Source organism: Paramylibacter ulvae, from assembly GCF_014652655.1.
In the GTDB taxonomy this organism is placed as follows: Bacteria; Pseudomonadota; Alphaproteobacteria; order Rhodobacterales; family Rhodobacteraceae; genus Amylibacter; species Amylibacter ulvae.
Genome location: NZ_BMZF01000010.1, coordinates 53076 through 74724 on the forward strand (window position 1 = coordinate 53076; position 21649 = coordinate 74724).

A 21649-nucleotide genomic window follows, 5' to 3' on the forward strand; every position below is an offset into this window, starting at 1 on the left:
TGAATTGACCCTGCAATCATCCCCGCGTTAGGGTGGAGTGAAATTGCAAAAAGGAATGGCAAAATGCGCTATGTGCATACGATGGTCCGTGTGAGCGATCTGGATGAATCACTGGATTTTTGGATCAATAAATTTGGGTTGACGGAAACGCGGCGCAAGGAAGTGCCCGCTGGAAAATTCACCCTGATTTTTCTGGCTGCACCCGCAGATGAAACGACATCGCGCGAAACGGCAGCGCCTGAATTGGAATTGACATATAACTGGGACAGTGATGAAAAATTAGAAACGGGTCGTAGCTGGGGGCATCTGGCGTACCGTGTTGATAATATTTATGAAACCTGTCAGCGACTGGCCGATGCGGGTGTTGTCATCAACCGCCCACCGCGCGATGGATATATGGCGTTTGTTAAATCGCCTGACAATATTTCCATTGAATTGATCCAAGAAGGTGACGCATTGCCCGCGGCCGAACCTTGGGCATCGATGGAAAATATTGGCGATTGGTGATCGGGCGCACTTATTTACAAAATTAATCCGCCCTTTGGATTTTGGAAAACGGCGAACCTGTGGTTAAATCCACGGGTTCTTTTATGGTGGTGCTATGCGTTCCTTGACCAAGCCAAATCCAGAATTTATTTTTGATCCCGCGGCGCAGGTGGCTGCGCTGCGCGCGCATCGTGATCGCGTGCACGCAGATCCTGCCAATAGCCGCCAAATCCCCGATGTGGGGCAGGCGGGGCATGTTTTGATCGCCACATGGAATATCGCAAATTTTGGTCAGCATAAACGGCGTGATATTGATATTGCTGTTATCGGTGAAATGATCAGTTGGTTTGAAATTATCGCTATCCAAGAGGTTGCGGATAATCTGATTGATTTTGAAAAACTGATCGCGATTCTGCCCAATCATTTTTCATATATTTTTAATGATAAGGCGGGGAATGGCGAACGTGCGGCCTATGTCTTTGACACGCGGCGTGTATCGTTGGGTGCGAAAATGGGCGAGGTTGGTGTTGTTGAATCTGATCGAGATAACATCCATTTTGATGATGTTGACGGGCTGCCTGATCTGGCGTTTCAGGGGTATAACCGCAATCCGCTGTTATGTAGTTTTGAAATCGAAAACCATCGTTTGTTGATGGCGAATTGTCATTTGTTATACGGCCCACAGGATAGCGCGCAAAACCGTGCGTTATCGCTTAAACAACGCCAGTTAGAGGCATATGCCATTTCGCGCTGGTGTGATTTGCGTCGCAAATCAAAAAACGCATGGACCAAAAATATTATGGCCGTTGGTGATTTCAATTTACCCCATGCAACGGATGGCGACCCGATTTTTGCGGCATTGTTGGATCGTGGTTTGCGATTGCCCCAACATGAAACGCGAATCCCCACGAATGTTTCGGATTCGCATGATTACGATCAAATCGCGGTCACGCCCGGTTTGGTGCAACAAACGATTGATACTGGTGTTTTTGATTTTGATGCGGTGGTTTTTGGTGAAATTTGGAACGCAAGTGCACCATCATATTGGCGGACCTGTGCAAAATATTATATATCCGATCACCGCCCGTTGTGGATGTTGCTTCAGTTTTGAACAGTTGCCCAATATTTAGGACATTATTACGGATTACACGCAGTGCGTGTAAAAGATCGATAAAATTTTGACGTAACGAAATCAGAGACTTGCCTTATCGCGAAACTTCGTTACCCTCTGCGCATGCTGTTATGATAGCATGATGACGAAGCTGCGAGGAACGCAAAATGTTCCCGTATCCTAGGGAGGAATTTAATGGAACGTCGGAAATTTTTAACGGGCGCTGCTGTTGCTGGCGCCGCAACAACTCTTGCTGCACCATCCGTGGCGCAAGGCAAAATCGAGATGGCTTTGGTATCTACATGGCCACGTGATTTTCCAGGTTTGGGTCTGCCAGCGCAACGTTTTGCTGCACGTATTCAAGAACTGACAGATGGTGAAATTCAAGTAACATATTACGCCGCTGGCGAACGTGTTGGTGCATTTGATAGCTTTGACGAAGTTGCCTCTGGTAACGCACAAGGTTACATCGGTGCGGACTACTACTGGAAAGGTAAACACCCTGGTTTTGCGGCGTTTACGGCAATTCCATTTGGTTTGACATACACAGAAATGGACGCATGGACGCGTTATGCGGGTGGTCAAGAATTGTGGGATGAATTGGGCGCGGAATTTGGCGTTAAAGCTCTCGCAATGGGTAACACCGGCGTTCAAATGGGCGGTTGGTTCAACAAAGAAATCAACAGCCTTGATGACATGAAGGGCCTGAAAATGCGTATGCCTGGTTTGGGCGGCGATGTTTTGGCCAAAATTGGCGCATCACCTGTTTCATTGCCTGGTGGTCAAATCTATGAAAACCTTGTTTCTGGCGCGATTGATGCGACAGAGTGGGTTGGCCCATTCAATGACTACTTCATGAAGTTTTATGAAGCTGCGAAATATTACTATTTCCCAGGGATGCACGAGCCGGGCGCACAGTTGTGTGTTGGCTTTAACAAAGCGTTCTGGGATGGTTTGTCAGATAATCACAAGGCGATTATCACGGCTGCGGCAGCAGAAGAAAACACCCAAACAATGGCAGAAACAAATGCCAACAACGGTGCGTATTTGACACGTTTGATCAATGATCACGGTGTTGAGCTTCGTGAATTTAACGATGACGTTTACGAAGGCTTTGGCGAAGCAGCAGAAGAAGTGATCGAAGAAGCACGTGATCACTCTGATCTGTCGAAACGCATTTACGACAGCCACCTTAAGGCGCGCGCCGAAATCGGTGCTTGGACTGCGTTGTCTGACACGGCGTATGTTCAAAAACGTAACCGCGTTTTGAACCGCTAGGTTTTTAGATTAGTGAAATCTGGGCCGAGACAGGAAACTGTCTCGGCCTGTTTTCGAAACGCAATCAACTCTGTTGTGAATCAGGAGTGTTTTATGGCGACGACAACGTCACCTGTTTCGACAGGACTTTTTTCTAACCCTTTGTTTATTCGTGCGCTTGGCTGGTCAAATTTGGCGGTCATGTTTGCGTTTTTGGCAAATACATTTGCAACCTTTTGGATCGGATTGCCTGGTTCATCGTTTAGCGGTGGTGCCGTGGCGATCATGCAAATGTTGCTTTACCCCGCGGCCGTGATCATCGCGATCATGTTGGTGCTGCGCAGTTCTGATCGCACCCTGCGCCAAGACAGTTTTCGCATATCCGACATGAATGTATTTTTCATTCGTGCAGCATTCTGGATTGTCTTGTTGATCGGACTGGTCGATTCCGTAATCTCGTTCTTACGGATCGAAGAATTGTTGCTGCCACTTGTTGGCGAAGAGTTAGAAAAAAACCTTATCCGTCCACTGTTTCGCGGCCCATACGTGCATGTGCCGTTGATGGTTTTGGGTATAATCATCGCAATGTTTACCAAAACCAAAGGGTTTCATTGGTTGGCATTGCTGATCGTGGTCGCTGAATTATTGATCGTTATCTTTCGCTTTATCTTTTCCTATGAACAAGCATTCATGGCCGATTTGGTGCGGTTCTGGTACGGCGCATTTTTCCTGTTTGCCAGTGCGTTTACGTTGCTGGAAGAGGGACATGTTCGCGTCGATATTTTTTATGCAGGTATGGCGGAAAAAACCAAGGGTTGGATCAACGCGATTGGATCGATGTTTCTGGGCATGACATTGTGCTGGACGATCTTGATTTTGGGCATGGCGCAAAAGACATCCATCATCAACAGCCCGATTTTGCGGTTTGAAACGACACAATCTGGGTACGGGCTATATGTAAAATATCTGATGGCCGGATTTTTGGCGGTATTCGCGATTTCGATGATGATTCAATTTGTCAGTTATCTGATGGGGGCCGTTGCGGATTATCGCGGCGAAGAAGGTAAATACGAACCAAACGGTTCAGGAGCACACTAATGGAACTGTTTTTCCTACTTATTTTGGTTGTATTAATGGCAACGGCGCTTGGCTCTGGCTATCCCGTTGCGTTCGCATTACCGGGGTCTTCGATCATTACGATCATGTTGGCGGCGGCGTCTGGATATTTGTTTACAGGTGATTCAACCGCCTATTTCGATCAAGGTGGCGCGTCACAATGGCTATCCGCTGGGGTCACAAACCTGCGCGGGGTTTATTGGGAACCTGAACGCGATACGTTGATCGCGATCCCGCTGTTTATTTTCATGGGGATCATGTTGCAACGATCCAAAATCGCCGAGGATTTGTTGATCACAATGGCCAATCTGTTTGGCCCCGTTCCAGGTGGTTTGGGCATTTCGGTTGTGTTTGTTGGCGCGCTTTTGGCGGCGACAACGGGGATTGTTGGTGCAACAGTTGTGGCAATGGGCCTGATTTCATTGCCCGCAATGTTGCGCAATAACTATTCACAAAGCTTGGCCACGGGGACAATCGCGGCTTCGGGCACATTGGGGCAAATTATTCCGCCCTCAATCGTGTTGATTATCCTTGCCGACCAGCTGGCATCAGCCGCTGATCAGGGTTCGAACCTGCGCAAAGCACTATACAAGGCAAACACGGGTGATCCCGCAATGCCAACCAGTTTTGATGTGGTGTCGACATCCGCGGGTGAAATGTTCCTTGGTGCGTTTATCCCAGGCTTGGTTCTGGTTGGGCTTTATATGTTGTATATTCTGGTCGCGGCTTGGCTGCGCCCCAACATTGCGCCACCCGTTGAATACACGGGCAAATATGATCGTGCATTTGCGTTCAAGGTTGTAATTACCTTGGTGCCACCTTTGTTGTTGATCTTCTTGGTTTTGGGTTCGATTATGGCAGGGATTGCCACGGTGAACCAAGCGGGTGCGATTGGTGCTGCGGGTGCATTGGTCATGTCTGGCTATCGCTTGCAAGAGGGTAAATCGCGCGCATATTGGCCTGCAATCATTTCTGTTGTCAGCATTGTTGCGATTTCACTTATCGTATCCAACTTTGACACCAATATCAAAAATATCAAATCATCCGCCGATATGCTCGGTGTTACCTTGGCGATTATTGCGACCATTGGTTTGATCACTGGTTTGGTCTGGAGCGGTTATCGCGCGTTGGTTACCGAAAACACTCTCGAAGGTGTGATGATCGAAACAGCCAAAGCAACATCATTGGTGTTTATCATCCTGTTGGGTGCGGCCATTTTGACGGCGGCATTTCGTGCCTTTGGTGGTGAACATCTGGTGCGCGAATTTTTAGAAGGCCTGCCAGGCGGGTTCTGGACAAAATTCGTGATCGTCATGGCGGTTATCTTTGTACTGGGCTTTTTCCTTGATTTCATCGAAATCGCGGTGGTTGTAGTGCCAATCGTTGCACCAATCCTGTTGGCCGATCCATCGGCGAATGTAACGGCCGTTTGGTTGGGTGTTATGATCGGTTTGAACATTCAAACATCATTCCTCACGCCTCCATTCGGTTTTGCGCTGTTCTATTTGCGCGGTGTGGCACCGGCTGTGGTGAAAACCATCAATATGTACAAGGGGGTAATCCCTTATATCCTGTTGCAAATTTTGGCGCTGATCATTGTATCTGCGGCACCACCATTGGTGAACTATCTGCCAAACCGCGTGGCGCTATTGTCGGAAAACGCACCACCCCCACGTAACCCCAAGCTAAACTATTGTGTTGATCAATACGTCAGCAGCGAAATCGCAACATCGGGTGATGCAATTTTGGCAAGCGTTGAAAGCGCACGTCAAATTGATCTGACGGCATTGCCACAAAGCATGCAAAAAGATATCGGCGATAGCTTTGATAGCGTCACAGAGGCGATCGCAAAATTGGGTGAGGCTGAAACGATTTCAACAACCGTAGCGTCCGCATCCGATGGTTTCCGCCCATTGCATTCAGAGGTTCGTGCAATCGAACGTGACATGCGCAGTTTCGACAATGAAATTGACGAAATTAATGGACGCATGCGTCGTCTAGACGATGAAGATCGCAAGGCAGTGCTACAACACGAAATCGATGAATTGGCAAAGGAACGCGATGCGTTGGCGCAAACCATTCCATCGGATTGGGATGCCAAGCTGAAAGAATTCCGTGATCTACAAAAGACGGAAACGAGCGCCTATCGCGGATATTCATCTGCGGCGAACAAAGGGTACGAGCCGATTGCCCAATTGATGGTTATTTTAGAAGGTAACGAAGATTTCGCCGCGTTGAAACCCGCACTAGAAGACTTGCAAAAACGTGTTGGTGTGGATGCGCCAGATGACTTGGTCGATCCCCTAAAAGATCTCTCAAGTGAGTTTAACGCGGTCGAGGGTGCATCTGATGTTGCTCGCGCAATTTCCAATGCACGCAGCGCTTTGCGTAAACGGACGCCCGAGGTTGAAGATGCGATTGAAGATATGCAAACTGCGATGGCAGAGTTCGAAACCCAGATCGTGTGGCGTGCCAGTGCCAAAGAGAAAATTGCACCACAACTTGCCAGTTACGAGGACAGTTTACGCAGCACAATCGGCATTCGGAATCAGGCTGATTTCACCCGTGATCAAGCGTTATTCGTAGCAGGGTGTCAGGCGCATCACCGTGATATTTCTTTGAACTTCTAACTGGAAAACTTGGGCGATGAAAAAGTCTGTAAAATCGATCCTCAACGGTTTGGTTGTGCCTATCCTGATCGTTGATGGAAAGATGCGTATTTCATATATGAATGCCGCGTCTATGGCGCATTTCCGTGATGCCAAGGCCGACATGTTAATGAGTGATATTATTGAAAATCAACGCTGTCTTACGGCGACCAAACGTGTGTTGGATGGCGATCCTGAAACACAAGTCGAAGTGACGTTACAAGGTGTGGTTCCTACGTCATTTCGCGTGAATGTGGCACCGATGACCGTTGAAAGCGAAAAGGATGGGCTGCACGCGATCCTGAGCTTTGAAGACATTTCGCATATTCGCGAAGCGGAACAAATGCGCCACGATTTTGTTGCCAATGTGAGCCATGAACTCCGCTCGCCACTGACCGCACTGGTCGGGTTTATTGAAACATTGCAAGGGCCAGCCAAGGGTGATGCCAACGCCGCAGAGCGGTTTTTGGGCATGATGGAACGTGAATCTGATCGGATGGCACGCCTGATTAATGACCTGTTGTCATTGTCCAAATTACAAGCGCGCGAACGCGATGTTCCATCTGCGATTGTCGATATTGCTGATGTGATCAATGAAATCGTTATCTCATTTGGCGGTGCGAACGATCATTTGCGTGAACGCATCAAAGTGTCCATTACCAAGGGTGAAACAATGGTTGTTGGGGATAAAAATGAGTTGGGGCAGGTGTTTCAAAACCTGATTGAAAATGCGGTGAAATACAGCCCCGATGGATCAAATGTTGTGGTTACCGCCTCTTTTTCCGAAAAATCGGATGATTATGTATGTGTCTGTGTGACCGATCAGGGTGATGGAATCGACCCTGTACATATTCCGCGCCTGACCGAACGGTTTTATCGCATCGACAAAGGACGGTCGCGCGCGATTGGGGGCACGGGGCTTGGGCTGGCGATTGTGAAACACATTTTAATTCATCATCGCGGATCGCTCAAAATCAAAAGCAAACTGGGTGAGGGCAGCACGTTTTCGGTTTACCTCCCCGCGGCCAAGAACAGATAAAGTTTTCCACAACTCGCATAATTTTGTTGTTCTGATGTTACATCAACAGGTTATTCGCTGATGCATACAGGGATAAAATCCCACAATGGCAAAGGCGGAATAGATGAGTGAGTCAGCCAAACAATTGGTATTGGTGGTCGAAGACGAACCCGCACAGGCGGAATTGTTGCGATACAATCTGGAAAAAAACGGTTGGCGCGTGGTTTGCGTTGATAGCGGTGATGATGCACTGTTGATGTACCGCGAAACCATGCCTGATCTGGTTATCTTGGATTGGATGTTGCCACATCTGTCTGGGATCGAGGTTTGTTCTGAAATTCGTAAAACCGAAAATGGCATACGGGTGCCGATTTTGATGCTAACCGCGCGTGGGCAGGAAGAGGATCGCCTGCGCGGCATTGATGTCGGCGCAGACGATTTTATTGTGAAACCTTATTCAGTGGCCGATTTGATGGAACGTGTGGCGCGCAATTTGATTGTGAATTAACCCTTGCTCTGCCCCTTGATGAATGCGGCAGCTTCGGCCGCTGTTTCAAAAATATTTGGGCTTAACGCACGCGCTTTTAAATCTTGGCCCATTTTTTGACGCAAGAATGCACTGGTGGTATATCGCGCGGCATCCAAGAAATATTGTTTTTCCAATTCGGCCTGAAAATCCGCATATGCGGCACGCAGTTTTGGTGCGATTGTACGTCCGTCAAAATTGGAAATGATGTTTACCTTTTTGCCCAATGCACCGAAAAATTTATGCATCACAGTGTAATGTTCATCCAAATCTTCGCGTGTGTTAATCGCGGTGCCAGCCAAGTTGATGAATACCGTATTTGTGGACGCGTCATATGTTAAACGATCCTCCATCCGTACATTGATCAATGTATTTTTCAGCTTCATCCGACGTTCATCGAATATCTCTGGGTCCATGGTTTTGGGATTGTTTACAATGGGTCTGAACGCCATATGCGCAAGGATATCGCGTTCAATATCGATGCCTGGGGCGACCTCTGACAATTCCAAACCATCAACTGTCATGCGGAACACACACCGCTCGGTGACATATAATACCTGTTGGCCCATCTGCGCGGCGTATTTGCCGTTGAATGTAATTTGTTCCACCTGATCGATGAATTTGGGCATTTGGCCTTCGGCGGTGATCGACAATTCGCGATCCTTGCAATCGACACGTAAACCGCGTGCGGTGAATGTGCCAACAAACACTAATTTACGCGCGTTCTGGCTAATGTTGATAAACCCGCCAGCGCCGGCAAAGCGATCTTTGAAGCGGCTGACGTTAACGTTGCCGTGGCGATCTACCTCGGCCATGCCAAGAACGGCCAGATCCAACCCGCCGCCATCATAAAAATCAAACATCTGGTTGGTTTGGGTTATCGCGTTTGCGTTGATCGCAGCGCCAAAATCCAAACCCGATTGGGGAACGCCGCCCATCACACCCGCTTCGGTGGTGAGGGTGATATGATCGAGAATTTCCTCTTCGTTGGCAACGGCGCCAACGCCCTCTGGCATGCCAATGCCAAGGTTTACCACACCATTGATCGGTAATTCCATTGCAGCGCGACGTGCGATGATTTTGCGATCGGAAAATGGCATTGGTGTCAATTCATCAACAACACCGCGCAAACGCCCCGTGAACGAATGATTATATGGCGTGTCATAGGTTTGCAAATGCTCACTTGCATCCGCGACCACCACACAATCCACCAGATTACCGGGCACGACAACCTCGCGCGGGTTCATCGAACCCTCGGCGCAGATGCGTTCAACCTGTGCAATCACCAAGCCACCACTGTTTTTGGCAGCCTGCGCAATGGACAACATGTCCAACGTCAATGCTTCGCGTTCCATTGTGATATTGCCAGCCTTGTCGGCGGTCGTACCACGGATGAACGCCACATCAATTGGGATTGAACGATAGAAAAGCCATTCTTCGCCGTCCAATTCCATCAATTCCACTAGTTTTTCTGTCGAACTTTCGTTGATTGCACCGCCAATTTGGCGTGGATCAACAAATGTGTTCAGGCCAACTTTGGAAAACATGCCCGGTTTGCCCGCCGCGATGTCGCGGTACAGTTGTGAAATACAGCCCAACGGCAAATTATAGGCCGCGATTTTATTGGCCACCGCCAGTTGCCCCAATTTAGGAACCAGGGACCAATGTCCACCGATGGCGCGTTTCACCAATCCAGGTGCAGACAGACGGTTCAACCCGCGATCCTTGCCATCACCGGGTGCGGCTGCAAACAAAAGAGATATATCCTTGGGCTCGGCCTGTTTGTCATAACGTTCGGCAAGACCGCGCAACAATGCCTCTGGCGTGCCGATGCCCACAAAACCAGACACGCAAATTGTGTCTGAATCCGCGATTACCGCGACGGCATCCTCAAGGCTTACGATCTTGTCAACCATTTGTATTTCCTCCCAGAAATTTATTTCTTCTTCTTTTTTATCTGCGTTTTATTGACCCAATCGACAAAACCTTGGGCAACAACGCCTTGTGCTTTGCGGCTTACGAAAACACCGACATGGCCACCTGGAAATCCGATTTCAGTGTATTTTTTTGGTTTGATGTAATTGGATAATGGTTTGGTACAGCTCACAGGAACGATATGATCTTGGAGCGCGTAAATATTCAAGACAGGGCAGGCGATGTTTTGCAAATCAACCACGTCCCCATCCAACGAAAACTTACCGTTTACCAATTGGTTTTCACGGTAAAATTTATTGAACCATTCCTTGGCTGCAACACCGGGGTGATCGGGGCGATCGGCGATCCATTTTTCCATACGCAGAAAATTAAGCGTTGCATCCGCGTCGCCATCAAGACGTTGCAAGCCAAGACTATATTTCGTCATGGAATTCATAGGAGTCAGCGCGGAAAACATCGCACCCGTAAGTGCGCCTGGCATATTGCCATGGGTATCGACCAGATTATTCACATCATCTTCGCTAAAGTTTGCAAGCCATTGGTTTAAAAAACCTTCGCCGCGCCAGAAATTTTCGGGATCGCCCTTAAAATCAATGGGTGTGATCGTGAGCGCAAGCCCTGCAAATAATTCGGGATGTGTTGCAGCCAAACAGGTGGCGAATGTACCGCCTTCGCAGATACCAAACATGGTAATCGGACCACCTGATTTTTCGACCAGAAATTCGATGCAATCACGCAGCCAGCCATTAATCATGTCGTCCAAGCTGATGAATTGATCCGCACGTGTGGGGTTGCCCCAATCCACAACATATACATCCAAACCTGCCATCAACAAATTGCGCACCAATGAACGATCCTCTTGCAGATCAATCATGGTTTGGCGGCCAAACATGCCGTAAGAAATCAAAACGGGGGGCGCATCGATTGGGTTGTCGTTCAGTGGCCGATAGCGGCTGACGGTGACTTTATCGACTTGAAACACAACATCGGATGGGGTTTGTGCAATTTGCACATCATCCTTGTTGATATTGCGCAACATGTCACTGGAACGAAACGATTTTATTCCAGCCTCCATCATCTGCGCCATCGCGTATTGATAGGCTTGCATGAATTCTTCGGGTTGGGATGTATCAGACATTTTTATTTCTTTTGAGCCAATTCGCGTTTCAGGTTACGAATTTCACGTTTCAATTCGGTGACGGTTTTTGTTAAATCGTCAACTTCTGATCGGGTGGGCATTTGATAGGCATCTGACCATGCCTCGGCCAATTTGGCCTGTCGTTGTTTTAATCCGTTCGACGCCAATATCATGTTGCGCTGTGCATCCATAAATTTTTGCGTGGATTGTGTATCTAACAATTCTTCGTTTGCGGTTTTCACCCATGCATCCAATGCTTTTTGCACATTGCCAGATTTCAAATCCTCGACGCTGAATTTTTCGCTATAGCTTTTATAGGCACGTTGCCATGCTTCGTGCATGACCTTTGCGAAATCGGTCGTGGCTTCTTGGAAATCCAGATATTCCTGCCATTGTTCGGCGCCTTCCGCTTGTGGTGCGGCCATGTCTGCGAATTTGGGGAATTGCACAACGCTTTCCAGAATGGATCGCAATTGATCGGGTGCCTTGCTCATCCATGATGATGGATCATACATGGCATAAAACGCGGCGGGGTTGTTGGGCATATAGGATGGGTTTTTCATCATTGCCGATGGATCCCAACCCGGTGCCCATGCTTTGACGAAATCTTGCCATGCTTCGTATGATTGTGTCATCGGGTCTTTGGGTTTGGGGGCAAAGGCGCGGCCAAAAGTTTCGGCCATTTCTTTTTGTGCGTCTAAGAACGCGTCTTGGCTATTTTGCCAGAACTTCATAATTTGATCCATTCCGTCATTTTTATCGGCCATAACGCGTTCTCCTTTTGTTATTTTATAATGCTGCTGTGTAAATCGCCAACGCATCGTCATATGTGACTTCGCGTGGGTTGTTTACCAACAGACGGGTTTGTTTCATGGAATCCTCGGCCAATAGGGGTAGATCGTTGTGATTAACGCCGACCTCTTTTAACGTTGATTTCATGCCAAGCTCTGGTCCCAAATCCTTGAACCCTTGGACCATGCCAGCACAGATTTCTGCGTTTGATTTACCTGCAAGTTCTGGGAAAATGATCGGTGCGATTTCGGCGTATTGTGATGCGCCCAATTCGTCCGCCATGTTGAATTCCAAAACATGTGGCAATACCAGTGCGTTGGACAAACCGTGTGGCACGTGAAAATGACCACCGAGCGGATAGGCAAGAGCGTGCACCGCTGCCACGGGGGCGTTGGCAAATGACATGCCTGCAAGCATGGAGCCAAGCAACATTTCTGAACGTGCTTCACGGTTTTGTCCGTCTGTACAAGCCGTGCGAATGGAACCGCCCAACAATTCAAGCGCTTGTCTTGCCAGTGTATCGGACAGGATGTTTTTGGCGTGTTTGGTTGTATATGCCTCGATCGCATGAACCATCGCATCGATACCTGTCGCCGCTGTAACATGTGCGGGCAAACCTACGGTCAATTCCGCATCCAACACCGCCCAGTCAGGGTAAAGCTGTGGTGAAACCACGCCTTTTTTCTCGGATGCACCTGTGGTGACGATAGAAATTGGTGTGACCTCGGAACCCGTACCTGCCGTGGTTGGGGCAAGGATCAGGGGCAGGCGACCACCCTTGACCAAACCAACGCCATACATTTCGCTAATGGGTTGTGTTGAATTACACAAAACGGCGATCAATTTGGCCGTGTCCATTGAGGAGCCACCACCAACAGAAACAACGCCATCAATGCCAGCTTTTTTGGCTTCTTCAACCGCTGTCAGGATCATTTTTTCAGGCGGATCGGCAACAACATCGTCGATCACATGCACACCAAGGCCTGCGTCTTTGATGCCTTTGAGTGCTGCATCAGCAAGACCAAGTTCAAGGATGATTTTATCGGTCACAAAGGCCACGTTTTTACAGCCCATGTCGGCCATCAATTGGCCAATTTTTTGGGTTGAACCAACCTCAGAGAGGATGGAACTGGTTGTTTGAAATTTAAACGGCTTCATTTTGATTTTCCTTCGAGGGGGGATTCTAGGGTTTTCAAGCGCGCTGTCAGTTTCATATTTTCGGAATAATCAACTGGACAATCGATGATTGAAACGGTGCCATCATTCATTGCGGTTTTCAACACGTCTTGCAAATCTTCTGCTCGTTTCACGTAATAACCCTTGGCGCCAAAGCTTTCGGCGAATTTCACAAAATCAGGGTTGGTGACGTCGATATGTGATGAACGCCCATATTCACGCATTTGATGCCATTCGATCAGGCCGTATTTATTGTCGTTGAAAATGATAATCGTGATGTTCAATTTCAAACGCAGCGCTGTTTCGATTTCCTGATTATTCATCATGAAACCGCTGTCGCCAGCAACGGCCAAAATGTTGCGCTCTGGGTAAACCAGTTTCGCAGCAATCGCACCGGGCAGGGCGATGCCCATGGATGCAAAACCGTTCGAGATGATACAGGTGTTTGGGCGTTCTGCTTGGAACATCCGCGCCATCCACATTTTGTGCGCACCCACGTCGGAAATTACGATGTCTTCTGGTTCCATCACTTTGCGCAGATCACAGATGATTTTTTGTGGCTTCACGGGGAAACCAGTGTCGTCTGCATGCGCACAAAGCTCTGCTTTGATGCTGTGATGCAAATCGGTAATTGTGTTATCAGTATGTGCATTTGCGCGTTTTGCTAAACGTGACAGGCTGTCTTTGATATCGCCAACCATGCCGATGTCTGGAATGAAATGCGTATCCACTTCGGCAGGGGATGCATCAATGCTGACGATACGGATATCGGCATTTGGGTTCCAGAAGCTCGGCGTGTATTCAACCATATCAAGGCCGATACAGATCACCAGATCGCTTTCTTCGATGCCAAAGGCGACCAAATCATGTGCTTTCATACCCACGGTGCCAATTGACAACGGATGGGATGATGGAATTGCACCTTTGGCCATAAAGCTGGTTGCAACCGGTGCGTTCGCAGCCTCTGCAAATGCCAGCAATTCGTCACATGCATCGAAACGGATCACGCCGTTACCCGCGATGATCACAGGGTTTTTCGCTTCTGACAACGCTTTCAGAACCCGTTTTGCGCTGCCAAGTGGGGCAACGGGGTGCTGTGGTGATTGCACCTTTAGTGGTTCAATATATTCATGTTCCATATCCGCGACATTTTCGGGGAAATCGATGAAAGCGGCACCTGGTTTTTCGGCCTGTGCGTTTTTAAACGCTTTGCGCACCACTTCGGGAACGATTTCGGGTTCAAGAATTTGCACGGAATATTTTGTGATTGGATCAAACAGGTTCACCAGATCTAAAATTTGGTGGCTTTCTTTGTGAAGACGTGTTGTCGCCCCTTGACCCGCTATCGCAACGATGGGTGCGCGATCCATATTCGCATCTGCTACGCCAGTCACAAGGTTGGTTGCACCTGGTCCCAATGTGGACATGCAAACGCCTGCACGGCCGGTCAAGCGTCCATAAACATCGGCCATAAACGCGGCACCTTGTTCGTGGCGAGTGGTGATGAATTTGATTTTGCTAGAGAGCAGTGCATCCATGATGCCAATATTTTCTTCGCCTGGAATTCCGAAAATATATTCAACACCTTCATGCTCCAAACATTTGACCATCTGTTGTGCTGCGTTCAACGTATTCTTCGACATTCTTGTTCCCTTCATGTCTTGGTGGGCATTGCGCCCAAGTATCCCAATTACAATCATAACACGAAACATGTTGCCGCGACATCAGGCAGTTTTTGCATATCTGCCATTTGTTTTGCGTATTTCGTGTGCATTGCCGCATTTATAAGCAGTATCTAGCATGAAATTGTGCACTGCACAAATCCAAAATGACGCACTGCACAAAAAATATATTGCAATGCACAAAAATCGTGTTATGTAGGGTGTACAAATTAACAGAATCACAATGTGGTTCACCCGAAACGCGTTACTCCTCCCGTGGCGCATCAGAAAAGGAAAATACAATGGCTAATAAAGTTGACGGCGCAGAAGCAGTATCAAAAGCAACAAACACTGCGATCGAAAAAACACAAGAAATCTTTGCAAAATCTACAGCAGCGTCTGAAAAATTTGTTGAAGGTTTGATCGAAGTAAACGCATCTGCATTTAAAGGCGCAGAAGTTGTCGCGAAAAAAGCATATGACAACTATGTTTCAAACGTAACAACATCATTTGACGATGCAAAAGCATTGGCAAAATCTGCTGACGTAGCTGAATTTGTAAAAATCGCATCTTCTACTGCTACCAAATCTGCTGAAAAATATTCAGCACAAGGTAAAGAGCTTGCTGAATTGTCACAAAAGATTTTCAAAGACAACTTGGAAATCAGCAAAAAATTCTACGCATCTGCGTTCAAAGCTGCTTAACAACTCACTACAACTTTAGTTGTAGTTTTGGACGCCGCCCTTATCAAAGGGCGGCGTTTTTTGTGCGGTTGCGTAAAAAACGTTGCTGCGAAGAGGAATATTTGAACTATTGTGGGTTCTATTTCCAAAATCTATCGTCTAATCTTTTGCAGTTGCACAAAGCAGGAAGATGAAATGACAGCGGATAAGACAAAAAAACAAACGAGTCCCGATTCGTCTGATTCTACCGATCAGACGGATAAGCCGATTGTGATAAAGAAATATTCCAATCGGCGTTTGTATAATACGGCTGACAGTAAATACATCGTCCAACAAGACGTGATTGATCTGATCAATGAAGGCGTGAATTTCAAAGTTGAAGACGCCAAAAGCGGCGAAGACATCACGCGTGCCATCCTGAACCAAATTATCTTTGAGCAAGAAACCCAACACCAAGAGTTTTTGTTCCCGTTAGAGTTTCAGAAACAATTGATCCGTATGTATAACGACACATATCGCCATATGGTTCCTGGGTTTTTAACGCAATCAATCAACTATTTCACCCAAGAACGCTCGCAAATGTCGCAAGCTTGGCAACAGATGATGACCCACAATGCGGGTGCATTTGTGAAACAGTCACAGGACATGGCAAAGCAAAACATGGAAATGTTTCGCAAAACATGGGACGTTTTTGGGTTGATGAAGACCACCCAAGAAGATGATGCGCCGCCAGAGCAAGAAGAAGCCCCCGAAGGTGATCGCAATGATGCCTTGGAGCAAATGCAAAAACAGATTGATGCATTACAGTCGCAAATCAAGTCGATCAAATAGCAGGGAAAAGTGATGTTGAAGACCAACACGCAAACATACGTACAAGATCATGTTATGGGGCTGAATTTTAACGGTTTTCACCGAATAAAATACCTTGATTGGGGAAATCACGATGACGGTGCAGATACGTTGGTCTGTGTGCACGGTGTGACCCGAAATGGACACGATTTTGATAATCTTGCGGAAAGATTGTGTAAGAAATACCGCGTGATTTGCCCAGATGTGGTGGGGCGCGGTGAAAGCGATCATTTGATCAACGGCGAGGGGTACGATTATCTGCAATATAATGCGGATATGAATGTGTTGCTTGCGCGATTGAATGCGCCCAAGGTTGACTGGTTGGGCACATCAATGGGCGGGATCATCGGCATGGTTTTGGCAAGTCTGCCACAAACCCCCATCCGTCGTTTGATTTTAAACGACATTGGCCCCGAAATCCGCCGTGATTCACTGGTGGAAATTGGCGAATATATCGGCCGTTCTGGTGAATTTCGCAATCGTAAGGATTTGGAAAATTATATGCGTAAGATTTACGCAGAATTTCATCCCATGTCCGATGATGATTGGGCGCATATGGTCGAACACGCCAGCGTGCGCACGCGCACAGGTAAATACCGTCTGCGTATGGATCCCGCAATTGGTGATGCGTTTCGCAGCCAAATTTCGCTGTTTGATTTGGATATGTGGGACACATGGGAAAAAATCCAATGTCCTGTTCTGATCCTGCGCGGGGAAAATTCGAAATTCTTTTCCAAAGATACTGCGGAAAAAATGTTGGAACGTCACCCGAATGCATCATTGGTTGAATTTGCGGATGCTGGACACACGCCAACATTGCGCAACAAGGAACAGATGGATGTGATCGAAAAATGGTTGAAAGACACCAAATTTTGATAAAACAGTTAACACTGTTAATTAGTTCTTCCCAAACGCGATATCGCGAGCTAGGCTTGCGATATGAAGCTATTTTCCGACAAAAATCGACCCGCACATTTGGGGCCCTATCCGCTTGAACGTCTGAAACGTGGGGCAATGCCCGATCTTGGACAGGTGAACTCGTCACAACGACTTTCTTTTCACCGCGAAACAGATCCTGTGTCCATTGTGAATGCGATGGGAGAATATCAGGCGATGCTGGACGCCATTCGCATTGGGATCATTGCGAAAGTTCAATCTGAAATCCCGGCGAACCGGAACGAACGTAGCAACCATTTGAAATCATTTGGATATTTTTCAGATGCGTCAATGGTTGGGGTCTGTGCATTACCCGATATTGCACGGCTCGAAACGCCCATGCGCAACCCAGGTATTGATCATTTGGCGGCGGATTTGAAAACCCGACAAGTGAAAACACTGGCGTCTGGCGTTGACGTCATCATGGCCGATCTGAAAGAAACCATGATGGCACCCGCCAGTTCCATTGATGCGCATAAATTTGGCATTGTTTTTGCATATGACATGCCGCGCGATCCAGAACATGATGAACAGGGCGCAGATTGGATACAAGATGCACAGGCGCATCGCGCAGCACTACGCGCCAATGAAACCGCCTGTGTTATTGCCAATTATCTGCGCATTTTGGGTTTCGATGCACGCGCACACAGCGCATCATGCGCGGATGTTGATCTGAATAAAATGGCTGTAGCTGCGGGAATTGCCACCATGGACGGGCAGGGGCAGGTGATTGTGCCCTATCTGGGGCAGAAATTTGGGTTAGCCGCGGTCACAACAGAATTAGAATTGGCACCCGATGCACCCTTGGCGCCACTTGATGAGCAAAACACGCAAAGCTGGGCATGGCGTTTGGGCATTGGGTCGCAAAAAAACGGGCGCAATTTCACCGCATTTTCCAAGCGTAAATTCAAAGACGGGGATCATCCGTTTGAAACACTGAAACGCGTGGATGAACCCACAACATTTATCGACGAACCACGCATTCCACGGGTTCCCAAACGCACCGATATGTTCGCGCGTGCGTTGCTGGGTGACATGGGCAAAAAGGTACAAGATGGTGCGCGAAACGGTCACTATGCGCGCAAGGCGGCACCATCCGCCGCACAGCGCCGCGCATTGGGTGCATTCATTCCGTTGCAGGACGGCGACCATGCGCCAACGATTAACAAAACCACGCAAAGCGCCAATAAAAACGCTGATAATATCAAGGCCGCATGTTATTTTTTAGGTGTTGATGCAGTTGGTTTATCGCGCTGTCCAGATTGGGTTTGGTATTCCCACGATGCACGGGGCAACGAAATTGTTCCACCTCATGATCAGGCGATCAATATGGTGATCGATCAAGGGTACGAAACAATGGAAGGCGCATCGGGTGATGATTGGATTGCCTGTGCACAATCGATGCGAGCATATCTGCGTTTTTCTCTGCTTGGCGGGGTAATCGCACAACATATTCGCAACCTTGGATATCCGGCCAAGGCGCACACGGTTATGGACGGTGAAGTCTTGCAACCACCGTTGTTATTGCTGTCTGGGCTGGGCGAAGTCAGCCGTATTGGCGAAGTGATTTTGAACCCCTTTTTAGGGCCGCGATTGAAATCGGGTGTTGTGACCACAACCATGCCGATGACCCATGACAAACCGATTGATTTTGGCCTGCAAACATTTTGTGAATCTTGCAATAAATGCGCGCGTGAATGTCCATCTGGTGCCATTACGGCGGGGCCAAAATTGATGTTCAACGGTTATGAAACGTGGAAATCAGACAGCCAAAAATGTACAACTTATCGCATTACCAATATGGCAGGGGCGATGTGTGGGCGGTGTATGAAAACCTGTCCGTGGAACCTTGAGGGCATTTTCAAAGAACGCCCATTCCGCTGGTTGGCGATGAATATGCCAAAGGCCGCGCCATTGCTTGCACGTCTTGACGACGCTGTTGATAACGGCACCATGAACAGCACCAAAAAATGGTGGTGGGATTTGGAATGGTGTGATGATGGCGCGTATCGCCCAACAACAAATGGTGTGAATGAGCGTGACTTGCAAAAAGATTTGGATTTGAAATTTGAGGATCAAACGCTCGCGGTGTATCCTGCGAACCTTGCGCCTATTCATTTGCCATATCCCGATCCGATGAACCGTGAACAAGGCATTGCAGCCTATAACGCGATGATTACCGCAGAACATTACAAAATTAAATTGGCAAACGGTGAAACCGATTTGGCACCACAATATCGCGTATCATCCGATTTACCCGTAATCGAGGTTGTCGTCAGCCACGTCGAAGAAACCGCACAAGATGTGGTCAAATATGAATTTAGCAGCATCGATGGAACTGCGCTTCCGGAATGGACAGCGGGTGCGCATATTGACATCGTTGTCGCGCCAGAATTCTTGCGCCAATATTCGTTATCTGGAAATCCCGCCCAACGTGACAAATATCAAATTGCTGTTTTGCGCGAAGATATGGGCAAGGGTGGTTCGGTTTTGATGCAACGCATATTTACCGTTGGGCGGCGCGTGTTCATTTCAAAACCGATCAACCATTTTCCATTGATCGAAACTGCCAAAAAGACATTTTTGATGGGCGGGGGTATTGGTGTGACGCCAATGATTGCAATGGCACACCGCGCCCATACACTCGGGCTTGATTTTGAATTGCACTATTGCGCGACATCACGCAAGACGGCTGGTTTTTTGAACGATTTGCCAACATTTCCATGGGCGGATCGGGTGCATTATCATTTTTCTGATGAAAACACGCGTGCCGATCTGGATGCGGTGCTGAGCGGATACCAAGATGGCTGGCAAGTTTACACATGCGGCCCAGATCGGTTCATGGATGGGGTTATGACTAGTGCTATCAACCAAGGTTTTACGGATGATGCGCGCCATTTGGAATATTTTGCGCTGCCAGAAACGCCTGAATATGTGAACCATGATTTCACGCTGCGATTGGCAAAATCGAACCGCGAAATCCATGTTCGCGCTGATCAAACCGCCACGGATGCCTTGATCGAGGCAGGAGTTCACATTGATGTAAAATGTTCGGATGGAATTTGTGGGGTGTGCAAATGTGGATTATTGAGCGGCGAGGTTGAGCATCGCGATTTTGTGCTGTCTAACAAACAGCGCGAAGATGCTGTAATTTTGTGCCAATCACGCGCTGCGAAACACAATGCAACAATCGAAGTTGATCTATAACGATTTTCAATCCTATAGTGAAATTAGGATAATAGGAGGCGTATATGTCTGGTTCAAACGTCACCCCAAGAGGCATGCGCGATGCGCTTTCTAATTTTGCAACGGGCGTCACAATCGTGACGGCGGTTGATCAAAACAACAATCCGATTGGCATGACCGCCAGCAGCTTTAATTCCGTATCAATGGATCCACCTCTTATTTTATGGAGCGTTACGAAAACCGCGCTGTCGGCGCAGGGGTTTCATGATGCGAGCCATTTTGGCGTACATGTATTGGACGCGGGGCAAACCGATTTATCCAACACGTTCGCGCGCAGCGGCGAAGATAAATTTGCGAATATTGATTTCAATCTATCGGCGCAAAATATCCCGCAAATTCCTGGTGCGCTTACGCGTTTTGATTGCGAAACTTATGCAATTTACGAAGGTGGCGATCACTGGATTATCGTTGGTAAAGTGTTGGATATTACAACCACCAAGGGTCAAGGATTGGTGTTTAGCCAAGGGTCATACGCGACAGCCAGCCCCATTCAGATGCACAATCAATCTGGTGATGGCCGTGCGCCAGAAAACGGCGAAATCGATCAGCTGCTTTTGTATCATCTGTCACGTGCGTATCACCAATTATCGCAAGATTTCTATGTAGCTGTGCGCGAAAGCGGAATATCTGTGCCAGAATGGCGTGTGCTCGCATCACTTCATGGGCGGGCAACGCATGAATTGGCAGAACTGTCCGCACGGACTTTTGTTGATAATTTGCCGTTGCAAGATTTGGTACTTAAAATGCAAGACGAACAGTTGTGTACGGTTCAAGGCCGCGGTGCAAAAATGAAGGTTACGGGCACAGAATACGGTCAATCACGCGTGGAACATTTGTTTGAACTGGCAAAACAACAAGAAGCAATAGCCGTAGGAGTGGACAATCCCGCGGGTGTTGGCGCGCTGAGCGAATTGTTGATGACCCTTGTGCGTAACACCAATCGTTAGCTTACCCAATTCACTAAAATTGAATCGATAACATCACTGCTGAATTGGCGGTGAAGAGGTTTTGTTAATGTGTTTTTGGTTCAATCAGTCGGAATGAATTGTCGAAATTCCAAATCCGAGGTTG

17 protein-coding genes are annotated in these 21649 nt (G+C 47.9%); 12 read left to right on the top strand and 5 right to left on the bottom strand.

The genetic code is table 11. From position 1 onward, the window contains the following. Positions 1–63: 63 nt before the first annotated feature. The 7 genes from IE094_RS13985 (at position 64) to IE094_RS14015 (ending at position 8144) form a co-directional block, all read left to right on the top strand. Positions 64–507 (top strand): VOC family protein, encoded by a 444-nt coding sequence (locus IE094_RS13985; protein WP_189641325.1) that lies wholly within the window; start codon positions 64–66, stop codon positions 505–507. Between the two features lie 94 nt (positions 508–601). Then, positions 602–1597: an endonuclease/exonuclease/phosphatase family protein gene (locus IE094_RS13990; RefSeq protein WP_189641326.1), complete on the top strand. Its 996-nt coding sequence runs from the start codon at positions 602–604 to the stop codon at positions 1595–1597. Between the two features lie 195 nt (positions 1598–1792). Next, entirely contained in the window at positions 1793–2875 is a 1083-nt protein-coding gene (locus tag IE094_RS13995; RefSeq protein WP_189641327.1) for a TRAP transporter substrate-binding protein, read from the top strand. A 93-nt stretch (positions 2876–2968) separates the two neighbouring features. Beyond that, positions 2969–3952: a TRAP transporter small permease subunit gene (locus IE094_RS14000; protein ID WP_189641328.1), complete on the top strand. Its 984-nt coding sequence runs from the start codon at positions 2969–2971 to the stop codon at positions 3950–3952. Next, positions 3952–6600, top strand: a complete 2649-nt coding sequence (locus tag IE094_RS14005) for a TRAP transporter large permease subunit (RefSeq protein ID WP_189641329.1) — start codon at positions 3952–3954, stop codon at positions 6598–6600. The genes IE094_RS14000 and IE094_RS14005 overlap by 1 nt, the downstream gene beginning before the upstream one ends. Positions 6601–6616: 16 nt before the next feature. Beyond that, on the top strand, positions 6617–7657 hold the full coding sequence (locus IE094_RS14010) for a sensor histidine kinase (RefSeq protein ID WP_189641330.1): 1041 nt from the start codon (positions 6617–6619) through the stop codon (positions 7655–7657). A gap of 103 nt (positions 7658–7760) precedes the next feature. After that, positions 7761–8144 (top strand): response regulator, encoded by a 384-nt coding sequence (locus IE094_RS14015; RefSeq protein ID WP_189641331.1) that lies wholly within the window; start codon positions 7761–7763, stop codon positions 8142–8144. Here IE094_RS14015 and IE094_RS14020 read toward each other — a convergent pair. The 5 genes from IE094_RS14020 to IE094_RS14040 are packed head-to-tail and all read right to left on the bottom strand — an operon-like array spanning position 8141 to position 14846. Next, a complete protein-coding gene (locus IE094_RS14020) occupies positions 8141–10078 on the bottom strand; it encodes an acyl CoA:acetate/3-ketoacid CoA transferase (RefSeq protein ID WP_229802363.1) in 1938 nt (645 codons plus the stop codon). The genes IE094_RS14015 and IE094_RS14020 overlap by 4 nt on opposite strands. A 20-nt stretch (positions 10079–10098) precedes the next feature. Further along, positions 10099–11235, bottom strand: coding sequence for an alpha/beta fold hydrolase (locus IE094_RS14025; RefSeq protein WP_189641332.1), 1137 nt, complete (start codon positions 11233–11235; stop codon positions 10099–10101). A gap of 2 nt (positions 11236–11237) precedes the next feature. Further along, entirely contained in the window at positions 11238–12002 is a 765-nt protein-coding gene (locus IE094_RS14030) for a poly(R)-hydroxyalkanoic acid synthase subunit PhaE (protein ID WP_189641333.1), read from the bottom strand. Positions 12003–12024: 22 nt separating this feature from the next. Further along, the gene (locus IE094_RS14035) at positions 12025–13185 is read right to left on the bottom strand and encodes an iron-containing alcohol dehydrogenase (RefSeq protein ID WP_189641334.1); all 1161 of its coding nucleotides are present in this window, start codon (positions 13183–13185) and stop codon (positions 12025–12027) included. Then, entirely contained in the window at positions 13182–14846 is a 1665-nt protein-coding gene (locus IE094_RS14040) for an acetolactate synthase large subunit (protein ID WP_229802364.1), read from the bottom strand. The genes IE094_RS14035 and IE094_RS14040 overlap by 4 nt, the downstream gene beginning before the upstream one ends. 239 nt (positions 14847–15085) lie before the next feature. Between IE094_RS14040 and IE094_RS14045 the strand changes: the two genes are divergently transcribed. The 5 genes from IE094_RS14045 to IE094_RS14065 all read left to right on the top strand — a co-directional run bounded on the left by IE094_RS14045 (position 15086) and on the right by IE094_RS14065 (position 21525). Then, complete coding sequence (locus tag IE094_RS14045; protein ID WP_189641336.1) at positions 15086–15568, top strand: phasin family protein; 483 nt, start codon at positions 15086–15088, stop codon at positions 15566–15568. A gap of 249 nt (positions 15569–15817) precedes the next feature. Continuing rightward, positions 15818–16378 (top strand): polyhydroxyalkanoate synthesis repressor PhaR, encoded by a 561-nt coding sequence (gene phaR, locus IE094_RS14050; protein ID WP_189641337.1) that lies wholly within the window; start codon positions 15818–15820, stop codon positions 16376–16378. A gap of 12 nt (positions 16379–16390) precedes the next feature. Then, entirely contained in the window at positions 16391–17272 is an 882-nt protein-coding gene (locus IE094_RS14055; RefSeq protein WP_229802365.1) for an alpha/beta fold hydrolase, read from the top strand. A 63-nt stretch (positions 17273–17335) separates the two neighbouring features. Further along, the gene (locus IE094_RS14060; RefSeq protein ID WP_189641338.1) at positions 17336–20539 is read left to right on the top strand and encodes a 2Fe-2S iron-sulfur cluster-binding protein; all 3204 of its coding nucleotides are present in this window, start codon (positions 17336–17338) and stop codon (positions 20537–20539) included. Between the two features lie 44 nt (positions 20540–20583). Then, positions 20584–21525, top strand: a complete 942-nt coding sequence (locus tag IE094_RS14065; protein ID WP_189641339.1) for a flavin reductase family protein — start codon at positions 20584–20586, stop codon at positions 21523–21525. The last annotated feature ends 124 nt before the right edge of the window (positions 21526–21649 follow it).

Coding starts and splice junctions, on each gene's coding strand:
- IE094_RS14040 (WP_229802364.1), bottom strand. CDS start 14,846: ATGTCGAAGAATACGTTGAACGCAGCACAACAGATGGTCAAATGTTTG.
- IE094_RS14060 (WP_189641338.1), top strand. CDS start 17,336: ATGAAGCTATTTTCCGACAAAAATCGACCCGCACATTTGGGGCCCTAT.
- IE094_RS14055 (WP_229802365.1), top strand. CDS start 16,391: ATGTTGAAGACCAACACGCAAACATACGTACAAGATCATGTTATGGGG.
- IE094_RS14000 (WP_189641328.1), top strand. CDS start 2,969: ATGGCGACGACAACGTCACCTGTTTCGACAGGACTTTTTTCTAACCCT.
- IE094_RS14020 (WP_229802363.1), bottom strand. CDS start 10,078: ATGGTTGACAAGATCGTAAGCCTTGAGGATGCCGTCGCGGTAATCGCG.
- IE094_RS14025 (WP_189641332.1), bottom strand. CDS start 11,235: ATGTCTGATACATCCCAACCCGAAGAATTCATGCAAGCCTATCAATAC.
- IE094_RS14005 (WP_189641329.1), top strand. CDS start 3,952: ATGGAACTGTTTTTCCTACTTATTTTGGTTGTATTAATGGCAACGGCG.
- IE094_RS14035 (WP_189641334.1), bottom strand. CDS start 13,185: ATGAAGCCGTTTAAATTTCAAACAACCAGTTCCATCCTCTCTGAGGTT.
- IE094_RS14030 (WP_189641333.1), bottom strand. CDS start 12,002: ATGGCCGATAAAAATGACGGAATGGATCAAATTATGAAGTTCTGGCAA.
- IE094_RS13995 (WP_189641327.1), top strand. CDS start 1,793: ATGGAACGTCGGAAATTTTTAACGGGCGCTGCTGTTGCTGGCGCCGCA.
- IE094_RS14010 (WP_189641330.1), top strand. CDS start 6,617: ATGAAAAAGTCTGTAAAATCGATCCTCAACGGTTTGGTTGTGCCTATC.
- IE094_RS14015 (WP_189641331.1), top strand. CDS start 7,761: ATGAGTGAGTCAGCCAAACAATTGGTATTGGTGGTCGAAGACGAACCC.
- IE094_RS13985 (WP_189641325.1), top strand. CDS start 64: ATGCGCTATGTGCATACGATGGTCCGTGTGAGCGATCTGGATGAATCA.
- IE094_RS14065 (WP_189641339.1), top strand. CDS start 20,584: ATGTCTGGTTCAAACGTCACCCCAAGAGGCATGCGCGATGCGCTTTCT.
- IE094_RS13990 (WP_189641326.1), top strand. CDS start 602: ATGCGTTCCTTGACCAAGCCAAATCCAGAATTTATTTTTGATCCCGCG.